At 74.4% G+C, this 20443-nt stretch carries 17 protein-coding genes; 14 read left to right on the top strand and 3 right to left on the bottom strand.

The window, feature by feature from the left end; translation table 11 throughout:
* Positions 1 to 6: 6 nt before the first annotated feature.
* Together ABD126_RS03285 and ABD126_RS03280 are read right to left on the bottom strand one after the other, a co-directional pair.
* Positions 7 to 2253: a hypothetical protein gene (locus ABD126_RS03285; protein WP_343932073.1), complete on the bottom strand. Its 2247-nt coding sequence runs from the start codon at positions 2251 to 2253 to the stop codon at positions 7 to 9.
* Positions 2254 to 2420: 167 nt separating this feature from the next.
* A complete protein-coding gene (locus ABD126_RS03280) occupies positions 2421 to 2834 on the bottom strand; it encodes a hypothetical protein (RefSeq protein WP_343932072.1) in 414 nt (137 codons plus the stop codon).
* A 95-nt stretch (positions 2835 to 2929) separates the two neighbouring features.
* Between ABD126_RS03280 and ABD126_RS03275 the strand changes: the two genes are divergently transcribed.
* From ABD126_RS03275 to ABD126_RS03210, 14 genes are all read left to right on the top strand, one after another.
* Positions 2930 to 4972, top strand: coding sequence for a DNA gyrase/topoisomerase IV subunit B (locus ABD126_RS03275; RefSeq protein ID WP_343932071.1), 2043 nt, complete (start codon positions 2930 to 2932; stop codon positions 4970 to 4972).
* 17 nt (positions 4973 to 4989) lie between these two features.
* Positions 4990 to 8403, top strand: coding sequence for a DNA topoisomerase (ATP-hydrolyzing) (locus tag ABD126_RS03270; protein ID WP_343932070.1), 3414 nt, complete (start codon positions 4990 to 4992; stop codon positions 8401 to 8403).
* A gap of 39 nt (positions 8404 to 8442) precedes the next feature.
* The gene (locus tag ABD126_RS03265) at positions 8443 to 9261 is read left to right on the top strand and encodes a class I SAM-dependent methyltransferase (RefSeq protein ID WP_343932069.1); all 819 of its coding nucleotides are present in this window, start codon (positions 8443 to 8445) and stop codon (positions 9259 to 9261) included.
* A 59-nt stretch (positions 9262 to 9320) separates the two neighbouring features.
* A complete protein-coding gene (locus ABD126_RS03260) occupies positions 9321 to 10076 on the top strand; it encodes a sugar phosphate isomerase/epimerase family protein (protein ID WP_343932068.1) in 756 nt (251 codons plus the stop codon).
* Entirely contained in the window at positions 10073 to 11026 is a 954-nt protein-coding gene (locus ABD126_RS03255; protein WP_343932067.1) for an ABC transporter substrate-binding protein, read from the top strand. Before ABD126_RS03260 ends, ABD126_RS03255 begins: the two co-directional genes overlap by 4 nt.
* On the top strand, positions 11023 to 11931 hold the full coding sequence (locus ABD126_RS03250; RefSeq protein WP_343932066.1) for an iron chelate uptake ABC transporter family permease subunit: 909 nt from the start codon (positions 11023 to 11025) through the stop codon (positions 11929 to 11931). Before ABD126_RS03255 ends, ABD126_RS03250 begins: the two co-directional genes overlap by 4 nt.
* Entirely contained in the window at positions 11928 to 12854 is a 927-nt protein-coding gene (locus ABD126_RS03245; RefSeq protein WP_343932065.1) for a FecCD family ABC transporter permease, read from the top strand. Before ABD126_RS03250 ends, ABD126_RS03245 begins: the two co-directional genes overlap by 4 nt.
* The gene (locus ABD126_RS03240) at positions 12851 to 13654 is read left to right on the top strand and encodes an ABC transporter ATP-binding protein (RefSeq protein WP_343932064.1); all 804 of its coding nucleotides are present in this window, start codon (positions 12851 to 12853) and stop codon (positions 13652 to 13654) included. Before ABD126_RS03245 ends, ABD126_RS03240 begins: the two co-directional genes overlap by 4 nt.
* A gap of 52 nt (positions 13655 to 13706) precedes the next feature.
* A complete protein-coding gene (gene amiA, locus ABD126_RS03235; RefSeq protein ID WP_343932063.1) occupies positions 13707 to 13814 on the top strand; it encodes a streptamidine family RiPP in 108 nt (35 codons plus the stop codon).
* 55 nt (positions 13815 to 13869) lie between these two features.
* Positions 13870 to 14649, top strand: a complete 780-nt coding sequence (locus tag ABD126_RS03230) for a hypothetical protein (protein ID WP_343932062.1) — start codon at positions 13870 to 13872, stop codon at positions 14647 to 14649.
* On the top strand, positions 14639 to 16003 hold the full coding sequence (locus ABD126_RS03225) for a CocE/NonD family hydrolase (protein WP_343932061.1): 1365 nt from the start codon (positions 14639 to 14641) through the stop codon (positions 16001 to 16003). Before ABD126_RS03230 ends, ABD126_RS03225 begins: the two co-directional genes overlap by 11 nt.
* On the top strand, positions 16000 to 17283 hold the full coding sequence (locus tag ABD126_RS03220; protein WP_343932060.1) for a YcaO-like family protein: 1284 nt from the start codon (positions 16000 to 16002) through the stop codon (positions 17281 to 17283). The genes ABD126_RS03225 and ABD126_RS03220 overlap by 4 nt, the downstream gene beginning before the upstream one ends.
* The gene (locus tag ABD126_RS03215) at positions 17280 to 17864 is read left to right on the top strand and encodes a SagB/ThcOx family dehydrogenase (protein WP_343932059.1); all 585 of its coding nucleotides are present in this window, start codon (positions 17280 to 17282) and stop codon (positions 17862 to 17864) included. Before ABD126_RS03220 ends, ABD126_RS03215 begins: the two co-directional genes overlap by 4 nt.
* Before the next feature lie 71 nt (positions 17865 to 17935).
* Positions 17936 to 18829, top strand: coding sequence for an XRE family transcriptional regulator (locus ABD126_RS03210; protein ID WP_343932058.1), 894 nt, complete (start codon positions 17936 to 17938; stop codon positions 18827 to 18829).
* A 132-nt stretch (positions 18830 to 18961) separates the two neighbouring features.
* Here the strand turns inward: ABD126_RS03210 and ABD126_RS03205 are convergent, their stop codons facing one another.
* Positions 18962 to 20182 carry an MFS transporter gene (locus ABD126_RS03205; RefSeq protein WP_343932057.1) on the bottom strand — a complete coding sequence of 407 codons (1221 nt, stop codon included), beginning with the start codon at positions 20180 to 20182 and terminating at the stop codon, positions 18962 to 18964.
* Positions 20183 to 20443 lie beyond the last annotated feature (261 nt).

Below are 20443 nucleotides of genomic sequence, written 5' to 3'. Positions count from 1 at the left end.
CAGCCGCTACGCGTGGGCGCGGGCGGTGTTGCGCAGGGCCACCGCCGCCCGGTCCAGGCTGCCCAGCACACCCGGCGGCAGCTCGTGGTGGCGGCCCGCGACCTCCTGGAGCATCACCTGCATGGGCGCGGACTCCTCCGCCTCGGCCACCGCCAGCACCTTGAACGTCGTCCCGGGCGGGAACACGACCCGCTCCTGCACGACGCTGCCGAACGAGTCCACCACCTGCACCCGCCGACCGGTCACCGACCAGATGACGAACTCCGTGCGCCCGTCGAACGGCACCGACGGCCCCGCCACCGTGCTCAGCAGGCCGTGCTCGACCAGCAGGTCACCGGTGCGGTAGCGGCGCGAGTCGCCCCAGCACACCGTGACGCCCTGGTGGACCGGCAGCCGCCGCAGGCCCGACACCACGCCCGCCGCGTACGGCCACAGCCTGCCCAGCCGGCCCGTGCGCAGGGCCTCGACCAGGATCTCCTCGTCCTGTTGCAGGCACGCCGAGACCGCCGCCAGGTCCGTCACGACGGCCTCGAAGGCCTCCGGGTCCTCCGGGCGCACCTCGATGTGGCGGCAGGCCACGGCCGCGTGCTCCGCGTAGCGCTCGCCCAGCATCCGGCGCAGGGCGTCGCGCTCGGCCTCGGTGCTGCGGTGGTCGGCCGGCACGAACTCCGCGCCCTCGCGCTCGCCCCACACCGGGGCGGGGGAGTGCGGCAGCGGCCCGTCGAGGCTTATCGGCACGGGGTCGTCGGCCGGCTGCTCCTCGACGGGGGCCGGCTCGACGTGGACCGGGGCCAAGCGCTCCCGAGCCGGTGGGACGTGCGGGGCTGGTGGGACGTGGGCGGCGGGCTGCGGCACCACCGGCTCCGGCACAACCGGCACCACCGGCGCGCCCTGCCCGGCCGGCTCGACCCGCGCGACCGGTTCGAGCAGCTCCTCGGCCGGCTCCGCCTCGAACGGCTCGTCGTAGGCGTCCTCCACCGGCTCGTGCGCCGGCTCGGCCATCGGCGGCTGGGGCGGGGGAGTCGGGTCGCAGAAGACCACCTTGAGCAGCCGCCGCACCTCCGGCTCCAGCCGCTCCACCAGCGACGCGCCGGCCACCGCCACCGCGCCCGCCGTCGTCTTGCCCGGCGACCCCACGGTCAGCCGCGCCCACTCCGGGTCCACCGGCAGCGCCCGCACCTCGGGCCCGTTGTCCTCCGCGTCGCGCACCCACAGGCCCGACGGCACGACCTCCAGCACCACGCCGCCGCCCAGGTCGAACACCCCGGGACCGCGCTCCACCAGGCCCGGCACCGGCACCCGGTACCCGGACACCGACGGCCCGCCGCCGGGCGTGTAGGACACCTCGGTCACGTACGGCCGCCACGTCTGCTGCCCGCGCGGGTTCACCGCCACCACCGCCGCGCCGTTGCGCAGCGCCGCCACCGGCAACCCCGAGTACAGGGCGATCGGCTCGCCCAGCTGGTCGGCCACCGCCTGCCCCTGGTGCTCGCCGCCGTACCAGACCAGCCGCACCCGCGACCGCGCCGCCGACGACAGCCCGCCGAGCAGGCGGCACACCTCCTCCACCGGGATCGGCGGCTGACCGGGACCGCCCACGACGACGGTCAGCACGTTGTCCCGGCACGGCAGGGTCACCACCGCCCGCGCGTCCGGCGCGCCCGGGTCGAACGGCGTGCGCTGCGCCCGCAGCCACAGCCCCGCCGGGATCGGCTCGGAGACGCCCACCTCGCCGGTCGGCCACGGGGAGTTCGGGTCCACCGCCTCCCACTGCGGCACGGGGAACCGCCGGCCCATCGGCATCGGGGACCCGCCGGGCAGGAACCGCAGCCAGCTCCCGTAGCCGCCGTTGCCCACGACGAACGCCGCGCCCGGCACGGTGGTCACCGCGCCGTCCGCCGCCACCACCTCGGCCTGCAACTGCTCGCACAGCCACTGGGCGGGCGCGGTCGGGCGCATCGTGCCCGCGTGCGAGGTCATCAGGCGCACCGGGCCGCGGCCCTTGAGCGCCGCCGCCACCGCGGGCCAGAACGCGGACTCGTCGCCGGGCGGGAAGTCGACCACCACCACGGTCCGCCCGCGGTCCACCGGCAGGCTCCTGGCCAGCGCGGTCGCCGCCTGGCCCGGCCCCTGGGGCGGCCCGACGACCAGGGTGGCCCCCGCGAACGAGGCCGAGAACTGGGGCCCGACGGCGGCCGGCGCGGGCGCCGGTTCGCGCTCGACCACCACCGCGGGCTCGGCCGGTGTCGCCACCACAGGCTCCTTCGGCACGGAACGTCGGAACATCAAGGCGCCCGATCACCTCCAGGCACGACTGCGCGGGTCGCCCGCACTCTACGCGGGTGACCCCCGGTGAGGACCAGGGTTCGTGCTCCTCCCGGTCCAGTCCGCGCAGGTCCGTCCGGCGGGGCGGCGTCCGTTCACGGTTGCCGGCCCCGGTCCACAGTGGACCCGCGTCGCCGCGACACCCCCGGGGACCAGCCCACCAGCGCCCCGAACGCCACGTGGTCCAGCCACTGCGGCACCGCCGGCAGCGCCCGGACCGCCGGCACCCTCACCACGCCCGGGTCCAGGGCCGCGATCGCCAGACCCGCGACCGCCCCGCCGGTCACTCCCAGTGGTCGGCGGGCGTCCACGCCGGCGAGCACGACCGTCCAGAAGGCGGACACCCCGACGTGGGCTGCGACACCCCGGGGCACGCTCGGGCGGCCCAGCAGCGCGCCCGCCGCACGCGTTGCGGCCAACGCGTCACCGCCGGTCACCAGCGCGTGTACCGTGGAGGGCACACCGCTGAGCGTCGAGGCCGCCAACCAGGCCCGGACCAAGCCCCGCATCGCGACTCCGTCGTGTGCGCGCGGAATTGTCGGAGGCGGAAGTTACCCTCCTCTACCGTGTACCGCTCGACGCACGCCACGACCTGGGGAGCCCGGTGACCGCTGAGATCTTGTACGGGGCCGACGACCTGACCCACCTGGAAGGTCTGGAAGCGGTTCGCAAGCGGCCCGGCATGTACATCGGCTCCACCGACAGCAGGGGCATCAACCACCTGTTCACCGAGGTGGTCGACAACTCGACCGACGAGGGCGTGGCCGGGCACGCCACGCGGATCGTGGTCACCCTGCACGCCGACGGCAGCGTCCAGGTCGACGACGACGGGCGCGGCATCCCCACCGGCACCCACGCCAAGTCCGGCCTGTCCGGTGTGGAGCTGGTGCTGACCCGCCTGCACGCGGGCGGCAAGTTCGGCGGCTCGGGCTACAAGACCTCGGGCGGTCTGCACGGCGTGGGCGCGTCCGCGGTCAACGCCCTGTCCCACCGCTACGACGTGGTGGTGCGGCGCGAGGGCAAGACGCACGAGATGTCCTTCGCGCACGGCGTGCCCGGCGTGTTCGACGGCCCGGGGCCGAAGGCGGCGTTCACCCGCCAGTCGGGCCTGCGCGTCACCGGCCGCACCAAGAAGACCGGCACGTCCACCCGGTACTGGCACGACGCCCGCTACTTCGAGAACGGCGCGAAGCTCGACGTCGAGGCCGTGCGGGCGAAGTTGCGCAACACCGCCTTCCTGGTGCCGGGCGTGACCTACGTGCTGCGCGACGCCACCGAGGGCGCGATCCACGAGGAGACGTTCCACTACCCGGGCGGCCTGGCCGACATGGTCGACTTCCTCGCGCCGTCGGGCGACAAGCCGGTGTCGGGCACGCTGCTGATCACCGGCGAGGGCGTCTACCACGAGAACGCGGCCGACGAGAACGGCGTCATGCGGTCCAAGGTGGAGCGCCACGCCGAGGTCGAGATCGCGCTGCGCTGGGGCACCGGCTACGAGCGCACGGTGGAGTGCTTCACCAACACCATCCGCAACGTCCACGGCGGCACCCACCGCCGCGGCTTCGAACGGGCGGTGCTCAAGGCGGTCCAGGAGGCCATCGGCCGCAGCCGGGGCCTGCTCAAGCCCAAGGAGGACCCGCCCACCCTGGACGACGTGCTGGAGGGTATGACCGCCGTCGTCCACGTGCGCATCCCCGAACCGCAGTTCACCTCCCAGACCAAGGACGAGCTGTCCACCGCCGGCATCACCAAGGTGGTGCTGGGCATCGTGGAGAAGCAGGTCCGGTCGTGGACCGAGGACCGCCGCACGAAGGCGGAAGCGAAGATCGTCCTGCAGAAGGTCGTGGACGCCTCCCGCGTCCGCCTGACCCAGAAGCAGCAGAAGGACGCGGCCCGCCGCAAGACCGCGCTGGAAGGCGCGGCGATGCCCGCGAAACTCGTGGACTGCCGCACCACCGGCGTCGCGCGCTCAGAGCTGTTTCTCGTGGAAGGCGACAGCGCATTGGGCTCAGCGCGCATGGCGCGGGTGTCGGAGTACCAGGCGTTGTTGCCGTTGCGGGGCAAGATCCTCAACGTGCAGAAGGCGTCGCTGGCCGACACCCTGCGCAACGCCGAGATCGCCTCCATCGTGCAGGTGCTCGGCGCGGGCACCGGCCGGACGTTCGACCTCGGGGCCATGCGCTACGGCCGGGTGATCCTGATGGCCGACGCCGACGTGGACGGCTCGCACATCCGGACCCTGCTGATCACGTTGTTCGCCAAGTACATGCGACCGGTGATCGAGGACGGCCGGCTCTACGCCGCGATGCCGCCGCTGCACAAGGTCGTGACCAAGGGGCGCAACGCTGAGACCCACTTCACCTTCACCCAGCGCGAGATGGAGCAGAAGGTCGCGCGGCTGGAGAAGGCGGGCAAGACGGTGGTCAAGCCGGTGCCCCGGTTCAAGGGTCTGGGCGAGATGGACGCGGACGAGTTGTGGGAGACCACGATGAACCCCGCCACCCGGTCCGTCCGCCGGATCACGCTGCACGACGCGGAGGCCGCCGAGGCCGCGTTGGAGCTGCTGATGGGCGAGAAGGTGGAGCCGCGCCGGGCGTGGCTCGTCGAGTCGGCCGCCCGGGTCGACCAGTCCGCGATCGACGTCTGAGCCAGGAGAAGTCACCAGTGGCACGCCGCAAGACCCCCACGACCCGGGTCGACCCGTCCGCGTTCGACCGCGCGGGCGCGCAGGTGTTCGACAACTCGCTGACCACCGAGATCGAGGACTCCTACCTGGAGTACGCGTACTCGGTGATCCACTCGCGGGCGCTGCCGGACGCGCGGGACGGCCTCAAGCCGGTGCACCGCCGCATCCTGTTCTCGATGAACGAGCAGGGCCACCGCCCGACCAGCCCGTACGTGAAGTCCTCGCGGGTGGTCGGCGACTGCTTCGTGCGCGGCGCGCTGGTCTCGACGCCCGCGGGCCTGCGGGCCATCGAGGAGATCGAGGTCGGCGACCTGGTCCTCGACCCGGCCGGGCGGCCGGTGCGGGTCGGCGAGGTCTACCGGAACCCGGTGTCCGAGCTGGTCCGGGTCGTGTGGGCGAACGGCGACACCATGCTGGTCACCCCCGGCCAGCGGTTCCGCACCGACGACGGCGAGTGGACCGCCGCCCGCGACCTCGCCGGCCGCAGGACCACCGCGTTCGGCGCGTCCCGGCACGCCACGCTGGTCGCCGACGGCGGTGACGTCGAGGCCTACGTGCTGGGCCTGGTCGCGGCGCGCGGTGTCGTGGAGGACGGCCGCGTGCAGTTGACGATGGCCGAGTGCGCGCCGCTGGACACCGCGCACGGCTGGGCCATCGCGCACGAGATGACGGTGGAGCGGGACAAGTACGAGGGCGCGGACGGCGTGGACCTGCACGTCCTCACCTTCGACCCGGACGTGGAACTGCTCGCGGCCACCCGGGTGGTCCCGGCGGGCGTGGTCGCCGAACGCGCGCACTGGGCGCCGTTCCTGGCGGGCCTGTTCGACGGCGCGGGCCACGTCCACGAGGGCCGGGAGATCGGGTTCGCCGACACCCGCGACGAGGTCTACGCGCTGCTGGCCGACGCGGGCGTGCGCGCCGAGCGGGACCGGGGCCTGTGGGTGTCCGGCCGGCCCGCCGCCGCGCTGGCCGCCGCCCTGCTGCGCTGGACGAAGACCCGCCACGACGACCTGGTGGAGGTCATCCGCGCGGCCCGCGGCGAGGACCCGGTCGAGCTGACCGCGACCTGCGAGGTCGTGGCGGTCGAGCAGGCCGCCCCGGACACCACCTACGACATCCAGGTCGAGGCCGACGAGCACGCGTTCGTCGTGGCCGGCCAGGTCGTGCACAACTGCATGGGCAAGTACCACCCGCACGGCGACACCGCGATCTACGACGCGATGGTCCGCCTGGCCCAGGACTTCTCCCTCAACACCCCGCTGATCGACGGGCACGGGAATTTCGGCAGCCCGGACGATGGACCGGCTGCCTCGCGTTACACGGAAGCCCGGATGTCGCCGGCCGCCATGCTGCTGGTCGGTGAGCTGGACGAGGAGACCGTCGACTTCCGGCCCAACTACGACGGTTCGCTCCAGGAGCCGTCCGTGCTGCCCGCCGCGTTCCCGAACCTGCTGGTCAACGGCACCTCGGGCATCGCGGTCGGCATGGCGACGAACATGATCCCGCACAACCTGGGCGAGGTCGTGGCGGCGGCGCGGTGGCTGGTCGACCACCCCGACGCCGACCTGGACAAGCTCATGGAGTTCGTCCCCGGCCCGGACCTGCCCACCGGCGGCGTGCTGCTCGGCCTGGACGAGGTGCGCAAGGCCTACGAGACCGGGCGCGGCGTGGTGCGGATGCGGGCCAAGGTCGAGACCGGGCCGCTGGAGGGCAGTCGCGGCCGGCAGGCGATCACGGTCACCGAGCTGCCCTACGGCGTCGGGCCGGAGAAGATCATCGAGAAGATCACCGACGAGGTGACCAAGTCCAAGCGGCTGACCGGCATCGCCGACGTCAAGGACCTCACCGACCGCGAGAACGGCATCCGCGTCGTCATCGAGTGCAAGGTCGGCGTGAACCCGCAGGCGCTGCTGGCCGACCTGTACCGGCTGACGCCGATGGAGCAGTCCTTCGGCATCAACAACCTGGTGCTGGTCGACGGCCAGCCGCGGACGCTGGGGCTCAAGGCGCTGCTGGAGGTGTTCCTCAAGCACCGCTACGAGGTCGTCACCCGGCGGACGCGCTACCGCCGCCGCAAGCGCGAGGACCGGCTGCACCTGGTCGAGGGCCTGCTCAAGGCGCTGCTCGACATCGACAAGGTCATCAAGCTGATCCGGGGCAGCGAGAACGCGCAGGCCGCCAAGGAAGGCCTGATGAAGACGTTCAAGCTCTCGGAGGTGCAGGCAGGCTACATCCTGGACACGCCGCTGCGCCGCCTCACCCGCTACGACTCGATCGAGCTGGAGGCCGAGCAGGACCGGCTGCGCGGCGAGATCGCCGAGCTGACCAAGATCCTCGACGACGAGCGCGAGCTGAAGAAGGTCGTGTCGGCCGAGCTGGCGAAGGTGGCCAAGGACCTGTCGGCCGAGCGCCGCACGACGCTGCTGGACGGCGACCTGAAGGAGGTGCTGGCGGCGTCCAAGCCGGCCGGGCCGCTGGAGGTCGCCGACGACCCGTGCCAGGTGATCCTGTCGGCGACCGGGCTGGTGGCGCGGACGGCGGCGGAGTCGGAGGAGGCGTCCGAGGCGCGCCGCCGCAACGGCCGGACCAAGCACGACGCGGTCGCGGCGGTCGTCCACACCACCGCGCGCGGCCAGGTGCTGCTGGTGACCAACCTGGGTCGCGCGGTGAAGACCGACGTGCTGCCGCTGCCGGTGCTGCCGGAGGCCAGCGGGACGGTGTCGCTGTCGGGCGGCATGGCGGCCAGTGAGCTGCTCGACCTGGCCAAGGGCGAGAAGGTCGTGGGCATCGCGCCGTTGAACGACACCGACTCGCCGGGGTTGGCGCTGGGCACGCGGCAGGGCGTGGTGAAGGTGTGCGCGCCGGAGTGGCCGGTGCGGTCGGAGGAGTTCGAGGTGATCACCCTCAAGGAGGGTGACGAGGTGGTCGGCGCGACGTGGCTGGGCGGCGCGGAGGAGACGCTGGTGTTCGTCTCGTCCGACTCGTCGCTGCTGCGCTACAGCGCGTCCTTGGTGCGTCCGCAGGGTCTCAAGGGCGGTGGCATGGCCGGGATCAACCTCGCGGCGGGCCAGCGGGTGCTGTTCTTCGGGGCGGTGCGGACCGACGACGACGAGCACGGCGCGCCGATGGTCGTCACGTCGACCGGGCAGAGCGTGAAGGTGACGCCGTTCGGGGAGTACCCGGCGAAGGGCCGGGCGACCGGCGGCGTGCGGTCGCAGCGGTTCCTGAAGGGCGAGAACGGGCTGGTCCTGGCGTGGGTCGGGCCGCGTCCGGCGGGCGCGGCGGACAACGGGTCGCCGGTGGAGCTGCCCGAGGTGGACCCGCGCCGCGACGGTTCGGGCCACGCCCACCCGGGTCCGGACGTGGTGGGGCACCTGATCGAACGCGGCTAAAGCTGGGAAAATGAAAATCGGAGTCGTTACGCTGGCGGCATGACGACTCTGGACCCGGTGACCGCCGCCGCGCTGCGGCGCGGCTGGGACGCGCAGCAGCAGCCCTTCCTGCCGTGGCGGGAGGAGGCGTTCGACGTCCTGGCCGCGCGGGCGCACGGGCGAGTGCTGGACCTGGCGGGCGGTACGGGCTCGATCGCCGCCCGCCTGACCGGGGTGGAGCCGGCTGACGTGACGCCGGCTGGTGTGGTGTCGGCCGGGGTGACCCTGCTGGACTTCGACCCGGTGCTGCTGGAGATCGCGCGGGTGGCGCTCGGGGTGGCGGTGGTGCGGGCGGACCTGAGCGGGCCGGGCTGGGCGGACGGGTTGCCGCGCTTCGACTCGGTGGTGGCGGGCACGGCGCTGCACCACTTCGGGCCCGAGCGGCTGCGGGCGCTCTACGCCGAGATCCGCGAAGTGCTGGCCCCCGGCGGTGTGTTCGCCAACGCCGACCGAATGCCCGAACCCGCCGCGCCCGCCGCCACCGCCGCGCCCGCCGCTGCCGCGCCCGCCGCTGCCGCGCCCGCCGCTGCCGCGCCCGCCGCTGCCGCGCCCGCCGCTGCCGCGCCCGCCGCTGCCGCGCCCGCGTCCGGTGGGTCGGCGGCGATGGAGGCCTGGCGCTCGTGGTGGCGGGAAGCGCTCGCGCAGCCCGCGTTGGCCGACGCCGCCGCCGACCGGGCCGACGGCGAGTCCGCCGACTTCTACCCGCCCGCCGCCTGGCACGTGGACGCCCTCAACAGCGCCGGGTTCGCGCACGTCGAGGTCGTCTGGCGGCGGGGTGACAGCGCCGTCGTCGTGGCACATCGCGATCCGCTTATTTGATAACGACTCCCATCTCCAGTAAGCATGGGAACCCTCACCTGTTCGAGTGAAGGGCACCCATGATCACCGCAGGATTGGCCTCGGTCACCTTCCGGGGCAGACCGGTCGACGAGGTCGTCGGCCTCGCCGCCGACGCCGGGCTGGGGGCCGTCGAGTGGGCCGGGGACGTGCACGTCCCGCCGGGCGACCGCGCGAGCGCGGAGCGCGCCGCCCGGCTGTGCCGCTCCCACGACCTGGCGATCGGCACCTACGGCTCCTACTACAAGGCCGGCGCGAGCGACCCGGCCGACTTCGCCGCCGTCCTGGACACCGCCGAAGCCCTGGGCGCGCCGCGCGTCCGCGTGTGGGCGGGGGTCAAGGGTTCGCGGGAGACCGCGGAACAAGAGCGCGAGGAGATCACCGAGGACCTGCGCCGGTGCGCGGACCTGGCCGCCGCCCGGGGCATCGCGGTCACGGCCGAGCACCACGTGTCCTCGCTGACCGACGACCTCGCCTCGGCGTTGCGCCTGCTGGAGGACGTGGACCTGGTCGCCCACTGGCAACCCGGGGAGCAACCGGACGTCGACGCGTGCCTCACCGAGGTCACCGTCCTGCTCCCGCGCCTGGTCGCCGTCCACGCCTTCTCCTGGGGCCCGGACGGCTTCACCGAGCGCCTCCCGCTGGCCGCCCGCGCCGACCTGTGGCGCCCGCTGCTCGACGTCCTGCACGAGGACGGCCGCGACCGGCACGTGCTGCTGGAGTTCGTGCCCGACGACTCGCCCGAGGCGTTCCGCCGGGACGCCGCCACCCTGCTCTCCTGGCTGGAAGAACGATGAGGACCCTCGCACTCGCCCTCGCGGGCCTGGCGCTCGCCGCCTGCACCACCGCCCCCGCCGCCGACCAGGTGCGGCCCACCCCGGTCGTCCGCACGGCCGCGCCGCTCGAACCCTCCCTGAGCGTCACCGACCCGCACGGCGCGAAGGTCACGCTGACCAGGCCCGCCGAGCGGATCGTGTGCCTCAACGGCCTGTGCGACGACATCGTGCTCGACCTCGGGCTCACCCCGGTCGGCACGACCAACCCGACCCTGCTGCCGGCCATCGGCCACGCGGGCGAGGTGCCCAAGGTGCCCGGCACGTTCGGCAGCGAGGACGTCGAGTTCATCGCCGGCCTCAAGCCGGACCTGGTGATCGGCCTGCCCGGCGTGCACGACCCGCTGCGGCCCGCCATCGAGAAGTTCGCTCCACTGTGGACGGCCGAACCGGCGACCTGGGAGCAGTCCGTCGGCTACCTGCGCGCGCTGGGCGCGTTGACCGGGCGCACCGACCAGGCCGTCAAGGCGGAGGAGTCCTTCCGCGGCAAGCTCGCCGACGCCGTCGCCAAGACGCAGGCCGACGGGCGGTCGGGCAAGAAGGTGCTGCTGATGTACGGCAGCGTGGACTCGATCGGCGTGGACACCACGTCCTCGCTCAAGGGCCACCTGCTCGGGCAGCTGTTCACCTACCCGTTCCCCGCCAAGGGCGCCGACGTGGACACGGCGAGCAACTACAGCGTCGAGGAACTGCTGGCCAAGCAGCCGGACGTGGTGTTCGTGTACTCGCTGCTGTTCTCGCCCGACGACAAGACGTTGAGCGGTCAGCTCGCCGACAACCCCGTGTGGAAGCAGATCCCGGCCGTGCGGCAAGGCCGCGTGCACGAGACGCACGCCAAGCTGTGGGGTTCCGGGCGCGGGTTGCGCAGCCTGGCGGCGGTGGTGGACGAGGCGCTGGCCAAGGTCCCCGCTTGAGGCTGCTCGCGCTCGCCGCGGTGGCGGCGGTCGTCGGGGCGCTGGCGTTGGGGCAGCCCGTCGTGGCGTGGCCGGTGACCGAGCTGGAGCAGGTCGTGGTGTGGCAGTTGCGCGCGCCCCGGCTGGTGCTCGGCGCGGTCGCCGGCGCGTGCCTGGGGGTGGCGGGGTTGTTGTTGCAGGAGTCCCTGCGCAACCCGCTGGCCGTGCCCGAGCTGCTCGGGGTGTCCGGCGGGGCGGCGGCTGCCGTCGGCACGACGGTGGCGTTCGGCCTGGACGTCCCGGGCGCGCCGCTCACGCCCGCGCTGGTCGGCGCCGCGCTGGGCGGGGCGTTGACGTTGGTGGCGGTGCGGGGCGCGGAGGGTCCGGCGGCGGTGCTGCTGATCGGCGCGGCGGTCGGGTCGGCGGCGCAGGCCGTGATGCTCGCCGCGACCGCCATGACCGACACGCGGGAACAGGGCGTGCTGGTGCGCTACCTGCTCGGGTCGCTGACCGGGACGACGTGGCCGACGCTCGTCCCGGTCGCGGTGGGGCTCGCGGTGGCGGTGCCGGCGGTGCTGGTCGCGCTGCCGCGCGTCCGGCTGCTGCGGCTGGGCGACGACGAGGCGATGTCGGCCGGGCTGCGGCCGGGACGGGCGCGGGTCGCCGTGCTCGCGGTGGCGTCGCTGCTGGTGGCGGTCGTGGTGGGACCGGCGGGTCCGGTGGCGTGGGTCGGGTTCTTCGCGCCCCGGCTGGCGGCCCGGCTCGGGCGGCCCTCGGTGGGGGTGACGGCGTCGCTGGGGGCGTTGGTGGTCGTCGTCGCGGACCTGGTGGCGCGGACCGTGCTGTACCCGGTGGAGCTGCCGGTCGGCGGGTTGACCGCGTTGGCCGCCGTGGGCGTCGGGCTGCTGGTGCGGAGGCGGGCGTGAGGTTCGCCGGTCTGGTCGTGCTGGTGGTGGCGTGCGCGGTGGCGCAGCTCGCGGTCGGGAGCACGGACGTGTCGCTGTTCTTCGGCGACGACGCCCACGCGCGGGCGGTCGTGCTGGAACTGCGCGCGCCGCGCGTGCTGGTCGGGGTGTGCGCGGGGGCGTGCCTGGGGATCGCCGGGGCGCTGTTGCAGGCGGCCGTGCGCAACCGGTTGGCCTCGCCCGAGATCACGGGGGTCGGGTCGGGGGCGGTGCTGGGCGCGGTGGTCGCGTCGGTGGTCGGGGGAGTGGCCGCGCAGCCGCTGCCGATGGCCGGTGCGGCGCTGGTCGGCGGGGTCGTCGGCGGCGGGGTGCTGTGGGTGCTGGTCGGGGTGTCCGGCGAGGTCGCGGTGCGCGGCGTGGTCGTGTCGTCGGTGCTGGTCGGGACGACGTTGGTGCTGCTGACCGCCCGTCCGCAACTGGCCGGCGCGGTGTCGCGGTGGCTGCTCGGGTCGCTGGTCGGCCGGACGTGGGAGCACTTGGCGCCGCTGTGGCCGGTGCTGCTGGCGGTCCTGGTCGTGGCGACCCTGCTGGGTGGCGTGCTGGACGTGCTGGCGGTGGACGACGACCACGCCCACGCGGTGGGGCTGGCCGTCGTCCCTTGGCGCAGCACGGTGTTGCTGCTGGCGGCGGTGGCCACGTCGGCGGCCGTGGCGGCGGTGGGGGCGACGGCGTTCGTCGGGCTGCTCGCCCCGCACGCGGCGCGGTGGGTGGTCGGGCCGGCGCACCGGCGGGTGGTGCCCGCGTCGGCGTTGCTGGGCGCGGCGGCGGTGGCGGCGTCGGACGCGGTGGGACAGCTGGCGCACGTGCCGGCCGGGGCGATCACGGCGTTGCTGGGCGCGGTGGTGCTGGTCGTGGTGGCGCGGCGGACGGGAGGGATCTGGTGACCGGTGATCGGGCGGAACCGCGGCGGCCACTGCGCGCGGCGGGCGTGCGCGTGCGGTTCGGTGAGCACGAGGTGCTGCGGGGCATCGACCTCGCCGTGGCCGAGGGGGAGTGGCTGACCCTGCTCGGCGAGAACGGCAGCGGCAAGACGACCCTGTTGCGCGTCCTGGCGGGGCTGCACGTGCCGAGCGACGGTGGGGTGCTGGTGGACGGCCGGCCGTTGACGGGCATGTCCCGGCGGGACGTGGCGCGGCGGATCTCGCTGCTGCCGCAGGCCACCCCGTACGTGCGGGGGCTGACCGTGCGGCAGTTCGTGCGGCAGGGCCGTTACGCCGCAAGGGGTCCGCTGGGGATGCTCGGCGAGAGCGACGACGACCAGGTGCGGAAGGCGTTGCGGGACACCGGGGTGGTCGAGTGGGCGGACACGCCGGTCGAGCGGCTGTCGGGCGGGCAGCGGCAGCGGGTGCGGCTCGCGCTGGCGCTCGCCCAGGACGCGCCCGTGCTGCTGCTCGACGAACCGACCACCTACCTCGACATCCGCCACCAGGTCGAGGTGCTGGAGCTGGTCCGCGCGCTGCAACGGGAACGCGGGCTGACCGTCGTCGCCGTCCTGCACGACCTCGCCCAGGCCGCCCGGTACTCCGACCGGGTGGTGGCGTTGCGCGACGGTGTCGTGCACGCCGACGGACCACCGTCCACTGTGGTCGACGCCGCGTTCCTGGCGGAGGTCTACGGCGTGCGGGGCGAAGTGCGGTGGATCACGACCAACGGCCTATTGAAAATGGTTGTCATTCCAGATTAGGTTGGTGGCGTGGTCGAACCCGGCCACACCACCAACCGAGAGGAGACACCTCGTGGAGATCTTCGAGCCCGTCGAGGCCGAGCGCCTGCTGCCGCACAACTCCGCCAGCCACAGCAACGCGCTGGTCGAGAACCCGTTCGACGGCGGCGACGACGAGTGACCCCCTCCGGGGCCGCCGCACCCGGCGGCCCCGGGCCCCCGACGAGGAGGAGCCCGTGAAGACCCTCAAGCCCGGCACCGCGCTGTTCACCGGCCCGACCGGTCCGGTGCTGCGCGACGCGGCGGGCGAGCTGTTCGCCGTCGCCCTGTCCGACGCGGCGCTCGCCGGGGTCCGCGCCGCGCTCACCCGCGCCGACGCCGCCCCGACGCCCGAACTGGGGGCGTTCGAGCACGCAGGCCACGTCGGGACGCGCGCGAGCTGGCCGGTGGGCCGCCGGACCGTCGCCGTCCTGGCCGACCACGCCATCGAGGCCGCGGAGGCGCTGCGCCGCGCCGGCGCGCGACCGGTCGTGCTGCGGCCGGACACCGCGCTGGACGCCGTGCTGGACCTCGCGCCGGCGGCCGTCCTGGCCTGGCACGACGGTCCCGCGCCCGAGCGCTGGCTGGAGCTGGACGCCCTGGCCGACCACGGCATCGGCTGGCAGCGGGTCAGCCGCGAGGGCCGGCACGTGCTGCTGGAACCGATCGGCGTCACCCACCGCGACGTGCGGGCGCGCCGCCTGGCCGCCGCCGGCTCCGGTCACCGCCACCTGGCGGCGTACTGGGCCGGGCGGGACGCCGTGCTCGGCGACGAGGCCCCGGACGCCGCCGAACTCCTGCTCGTCGCCGCGCTCGCGGTCAAGGACCTGGCGCGCTGGGCGACCGGCGCGACGACCGCGGACACGTCCCTGACGCCGGGCGCGATCCCGGCCCACCGGCGGCTGCGGGTGGTCGACCTGGACAGCGGCGCGATCGCCGACCACCCCGTGCTGCCGGTGCCCGACAGTGCGCCGTGAGTTCACCGCGGCGGGCTTGGCGCACACGCTGTTCGCCGGCGACCGGGCCGCGCCGGTCGTGCTGATCCGCACGCCGTACGGCCGTCAGCACCACTTCGCCGAGGCGCGGGGGTGGGTGGCGCGCGGGTTCTCGTGCGTGGTGGGGGACGTGCGCGGGCGTGGTGGCTCGGCGGGGGACTTCCGCCCGTACCGGACCGAGGCCGTGGACGGTGCCGGCGTCGTCGACGCGTTGCGGCGCCTGGGTTTTCGGCGGGTGATCGCGGCCGGGGCGTCCTACGCGGCGTACTGCGCGGTGACGGCGGCGATCGCCCGGCCGGACGTGGTGGTCGGTGTGCTGGCGGCCGTGCCCGCGCTGGGCCTGGGGGAGACCGCGCGGGAACCCGGCGGGGCGGCGCGGCTGGCGTGCCGCGCGGGGTGGTGGGGCGAGCACGTGGGGACGGTCCGGTCGACCGACCTGCGGCACACGCCCGTGGCGGACCTCATCGACGGCTGGGACGACCTGTGGGCCGCGCCCGAACGCACCGAGGAGTTGTGGACGGCGTTGCCGCGCCTGCGGGCGCCGCTGCTGGCGGTCGGCGGGCTGCACGACCCGTTCGCCGCGGACACCGTGCGGTTGGCACGGGAGTGGGGCGGCCCGAGCAGGCTCCTCCTCGGACCGTGGGGGCACGAACTGGACGCGCCCGCGCCCGGCGCCGCTCTGGCCGGGCGTCGGATCGGCGAGCTGTACGTGGCGTGGGCGCGGGCCCTGGCGGACTTGCGCGGCGGCAAGGAGTTCATCGCCGTCTCGCCGGACTCGAATGGCTGGCGGAGGCTTTCCGAGGACTGCGAGCAGATCCACTTGCAGGTCGCGCGTGGCGGGTTCACCGCGGACCCCGACCGGCCGTTCCGCTCGGTCCCGCTCGGTGCGCCCATCCCCGAAGCCGAGAATGCGGCCGTCCTGCTCAGCCCAACCCTGCGCGCGGGCGAGGTGCGGGGAGGCATATCCGTGACCCTGACCGCCGTCGCCGACACGCCCGACGCCGACTGGGTCGTCCGGCTCTCCCTCGACGGCACGCACCTCGCGCACGCCGTCCACCGCCGCACCCACACCCCCGGCGAGCCCGCCACCTTCACGATCGACCTCCCGCCCATCGGCCAGGCCGTGCCCGACTCGGCCCGCCTCACCTTCGAGGTCGCCGGGCACCACTGGCCCCGGCACGCCCGCAACCCCCACACCGGCGAAGACCCGGTCCGCGCCACCGCGCTCCTCCCGAGCCGCCGGACCGTGCTGCGCGCCGCCGCCCGCATCCCCCGGCACCCCGGCGGCACCGACACCGTGCCCGCCGCCGCCCTACCCGAGGAGGTCGCCTCGTGACGTTGTTGGTGGACCCGATGACCGGCGTCGTGCGCCGGCTGGTCGACGTCGCCCCGGTGACCGGCGTCCCGCGCCGCTACCGGGCCGTCACCGCCGAGGTCGCCGACGCCCGCCGGCTCGGGGTGTGGCCCGCGGACCGGGTCAGCCTGGGCACCTCGTTCGGCGACGTGGACGCGGCCCGCGCGGCGGCGGTGGGGGAGGCCGTCGAGCGGTACTGCGGCAACCGGGTGCCGCCCGGTCTGCGCCACGCCACGCCCGCCGAACTCGCCGCCGAGGGCGCCCGCCACTTCGGCCCGGCCGACCTGCCGTTCTTCGCCGACCGGCAGTACGAGACGCCCGGCTTCCCCTACCGGCGCTTCACCGACGACACGCGGATCGCCTGGGTCGAGGGCGAGGAGGACGGCGAAGCGTGCCTGCTGCCCGCGTCCTGGGTCCACCTGAACTACCACTCCGGGGCCCGCCGCGCCGAACCCCGCCTGCACCACCTGAACTACGCCGGCATCGCGACGGGCGTCAGCGCGCAGGACGCGTTCACCCGCGCCCTGCTCGAACTCGTCGAGCGCGACGCCCTCGAACGCTGGTGGCACCTCGACGCGCCCACCACGGGCATCGCGGTCGGGGACGTGCCGGGTCTGGCCGCCGAACTGGCCGGGTGCCCGCTGGAGGTGCACCTGGTCGAACTGCCCACCGAGCACCCGGTGTGGTGCGTCGGCGCGGTGGTGGTGGACCGGGCGACCGGCATCGTCGCGGGCGGCGGAGCGGCCCGGTTCGACCCGGCGGAGGCGTGCACGAAGGCCGTGTTGGAGGCGGTGCACACCTGGATCTTCACGCAGGGGCTGCTGGCCCCGGACGGCTGGGTGTTCGAGTCCATTTCGGCCGGAATCCTCGCCGAGGGCCTCTACCTCGACCACCGCGCCGACCGCCGGTACCGCGACGACGTCGGCGAGCACTTCGCCGCCGTGCGCGACCTGGGCGCGCAGGTCCAGGTGTGGCTCGACCCGCGCGTGCAGGACGAGCTGCTGCACCGGTTCACGCGTCCCGAGCGCATGGTGGCGCTGGAGCCCCGGGGCGACCTGGCGGACCTGCGGGCGAGCCTGAGCGGCAACCGGATCGCCACCGCCGACCTGACCACGCCCGACGTGGCCGAGGCGGGACTGCGCGTGGTGCGGGTGTGCGCCACCGGGCTGGTGCCCAACGCGCCCGCCGCGTTCCGCTACCTGGGCCTGCCGCGCTGGGGCGACCCGGCGCGCGTCCTCCTCGACCCGCCGCCGTTCCTGTGATCCCGCTGCCCGAGCCGGTCGCGCCGGCGATGACGCTGGCGGACGCACTGCTGTCCCGCCGGTCGCACTACACCTACCGGCCGTTGAGCCTCACGGACCTCAGCGCCTTGCTGCGGTTCGCGGTCGGCGTGCAGCGGCGGTCGGGGCCGCACGTGCTGGGCACCAATCCCAACGCGGGTGGACTACCGACCATCGCGGTGCACGTCGTGCGGGAAGCGACGGTGTTCGAGTACCTGCGCGAGCCGCACGCGTTGTCGCCGTTGGGGCCGGGTGACCTGGACGGCGTGTTCGCGCAGGGGGAATTCGGGCGGCGGGCCGACACCGTCGTCGTCCTCAGTGGACGGATGGGTCCGGGACTGGCGAAATACGGATCACGCCATTACCGCACCGCGCACGTGGACGCCGGGGTGGCGGTGCAGAACCTGTACCTGGTGGCGACCGCGCTCGGATTGCACGGGTGCGCGGTCGCCGGATTCTCCGACGACGCGGTCAAAACCCTTGTCGGGGGCGGAGAACAGGACGTACCGCTGGTGTTGTTCGTCGTCGGGCGCGGTGTCCCGCGACCCGGGACGGGGACATAAAAAGGGGGCATAAAGCCATTCCCCGGGGTGCTGCTGCCGCAATACCGTGGCAACAGCGAGGGGGAGCAGTCATGGACACAGCGAGAACGGACACGTTCGCCGGTGCCCTGCGCGCGGCGATCGCGGCCCGCGGACTGGGGCTGGAACGCATCCGCGAGCACCTGGCGCAGCACGGCGTCAAGGTCAGCCTGGCGACGTTGAGCTACTGGCAGTCGGGGCGCAGCCGGCCGGAGCGGCGGTCGTCGCTGAAGGCGATCGGGTTGCTGGAGGACATCCTCGACCTGCCCGCCGGGCACCTGGAGAACCTGCTGGGGCCGCCCCGGCCGCGCGGGCGGTGGTTAAAGCGGGTGCCCGACGAGCCGTTGCCGATCAGCGCCCTGTGGTCGCGGCCGGAGACCGTCGAGTGGGCCGTGCGGCAGGTGGACACCGGGTGGGACGAGCAGCTGACCCGGTTGAGCCAGCACGACTTCGTCACCGTGGCGGCCGACCGCGCCGAGCACGTCATCCGGTCGCGGCACGTGCTGCGCGCCGAGGCCGACGGGGCGGACCGGTGGGTGGTGATCGTCGGCGAGCAGCCCGGCCGGCCGTTGCCGGTGCTGCGGCCGGTGCGGCACTGCGTGGTGGGGCGCCTGGTGAGCTGCTCGGACGTCGGGGTGGTGTGCGCGGAGTTGCTGTTCGACCGGGCGTTGCGGCGCGGGCAGAGCATCGTCATCGAGCACGAGCTGGTCAGCCGGCCGCACGCGGTCGTGACCCACTGCGGGCGCAAGTTCCGGCTGCCGGTGCGGGAGTACGTGCTGGAGGTCGCGTTCGACGCCGCCGTGCGGCCGGTGTCGTGCCAGCAGTACCGGCGGCCGGAGGGGCGGGCCGAGACCGTGCTGCCGGCGGAGGTGGACGCGAGCGGGTCGCTGCTGGGGGTCGCGCTCGACCTGGCTCCGGGCAGTTTCGGGTTCCGCTGGCAGTGGTAGTTCCGCGCGGCGGTGGCCGCTGCGCGCGGTGGTGGTTGCGCGCGGCGGTGGTGGTTGCGCGCGGCAGTGGTGGGTCGGGCGCGGCGGTGGTGGTTGCGCGCGGCGGTGGTGGGTCGGTGCGGCGGTGGCGGGTCAGCGGGTGGCTTCTCGGCGCAGGGTCGGGGTCACCCACGCCAGCGCGACCCCGACGGCCATCAACGCCACGCCGGCGCCGAGTCCCGCGCGCGGCCCGGCCGCCACCGCCACCACGCCGGCCAGCGCCGCGCCCGCCGGTTGGCCCAGTCCCCACGCGATCATGCGGGCGGTCGTGTTGACGCGGGACTGCATGTCCGGCGGGCACACCTGCTGGCGGTAGGTGATGGCGTTGATGACGACGGTCGAGTGCGCGGCGCCCCAGGCGACCGCGGCCACCATCGCCGCGACCCAATGCGTGCTCAGCAACGCCCCGGCCGCGCACACCAGCGACGCCGGCAACCCGGACAGCGCGAGCCGCGCCCCGCCCCACCGTTCGGTCAGCTTCGGCAACAACCGCGACGCGACGAGCGCGCCCACGCCCCAACAACTGAACAGCGCCGCCAACCGGACGTCCCCGGACGGCCGCACGTGCAGCACCTGGTCGGCCCACGGCACCATGACGGCCACCCACGCGCCGGCCGCCGCCGAATGGGTCGCGCCGACCAGGGTCAGCGTGCGGACGATCGGGTTGCCCCACACGAACCGCAGTCCGGAGCCGATGTCGCGGACCAGCGTCGCGCCGTCGGTGCGCGGCGTGGACAGGGCCGACTGGACCGCGCGGACCAGCAGCGCCGAGCCCACGGCGGTCAAGGCGTTGACCGCGACCAGGCTCGCCGGCGCGACGACCGCCACCAGCAGGCCCGCCAGCGGCGGCACGACGAGTTCGGCGACCGTGGTGCGGCCGTACAGCTTGGCGTAGGCGGCGGTGAGCTTGTCCTTGCCCACCAACGCGGGCAGCGCGCCGAAGTTGGCCGCGTCGAAGAACACGAACGCGGTCTGCGCGACGACCGCCACCGCCACCACGTGCCCCGCCGTCAGCACACCCGCCCACCACGCCAGGGGGATCGTCGCCAACGCGCCCGCCACCACGAGGTCGAGCGACACCATCAGCACCCGCCGGTCCACCCGGTCCGCCAGCGCTCCCGCGAGGAGCCCGAACACCAGGTACGGCAGCGCTTCGGCGGCGGCGACGGCCGAGGTCCAGCCGGCGGACCCGGTGAGCTGGTAGACCAGCACGGGCAACGCCACCACCGACACCAGGCTGCCCGCGACGGACAGCAGGCGGGCGGCGAGGTAGCGGCGGAAGTCGCGGGCGGACGAGTCGACGACGGCGGTCACCCGACCAGGTTAATGAATGTCATGTTCACCTACCAGTCCCGGGGTGGGTCCACATCGCGGCAGCGGATCGGATGCAGCCGCGGCACGTCGTCGGCCGGATGGCGGGTCTCGCTCTCCGAGCCGCCACGCGCCCCCGGTGTCTCCGCGCGTAGAAACTCCTGCGATCGGTTGTTCTCGGCAGCCCGATCGGACGGAGCCTTTGTCCTCTGCCCGGCCATTTCAGCCGCCACCACCCTGGAGCGAGCACACGAGCCGAGGGGT

It is taken from the genome of Saccharothrix mutabilis subsp. mutabilis, assembly GCF_039521145.1.
In the GTDB taxonomy this organism is placed as follows: Bacteria; Actinomycetota; Actinomycetes; order Mycobacteriales; family Pseudonocardiaceae; genus Actinosynnema; species Actinosynnema mutabilis.
The sequence above is the reverse complement of the archived record's forward strand: the minus strand, read 5'-3'. Positions and strand labels throughout refer to the sequence as shown.

What these genes read in the sequence shown, in the direction of transcription:
- ABD126_RS03280 (WP_343932072.1), bottom strand. Translation starts at nt 2,834, where the DNA reads ATGCGGGGCTTGGTCCGGGCCTGGTTGGCGGCCTCGACGCTCAGCGGT.
- ABD126_RS03265 (WP_343932069.1), top strand. Translation starts at nt 8,443, where the DNA reads ATGACGACTCTGGACCCGGTGACCGCCGCCGCGCTGCGGCGCGGCTGG.
- ABD126_RS03260 (WP_343932068.1), top strand. Translation starts at nt 9,321, where the DNA reads ATGATCACCGCAGGATTGGCCTCGGTCACCTTCCGGGGCAGACCGGTC.
- ABD126_RS03255 (WP_343932067.1), top strand. Translation starts at nt 10,073, where the DNA reads ATGAGGACCCTCGCACTCGCCCTCGCGGGCCTGGCGCTCGCCGCCTGC.
- ABD126_RS03210 (WP_343932058.1), top strand. Translation starts at nt 17,936, where the DNA reads ATGGACACAGCGAGAACGGACACGTTCGCCGGTGCCCTGCGCGCGGCG.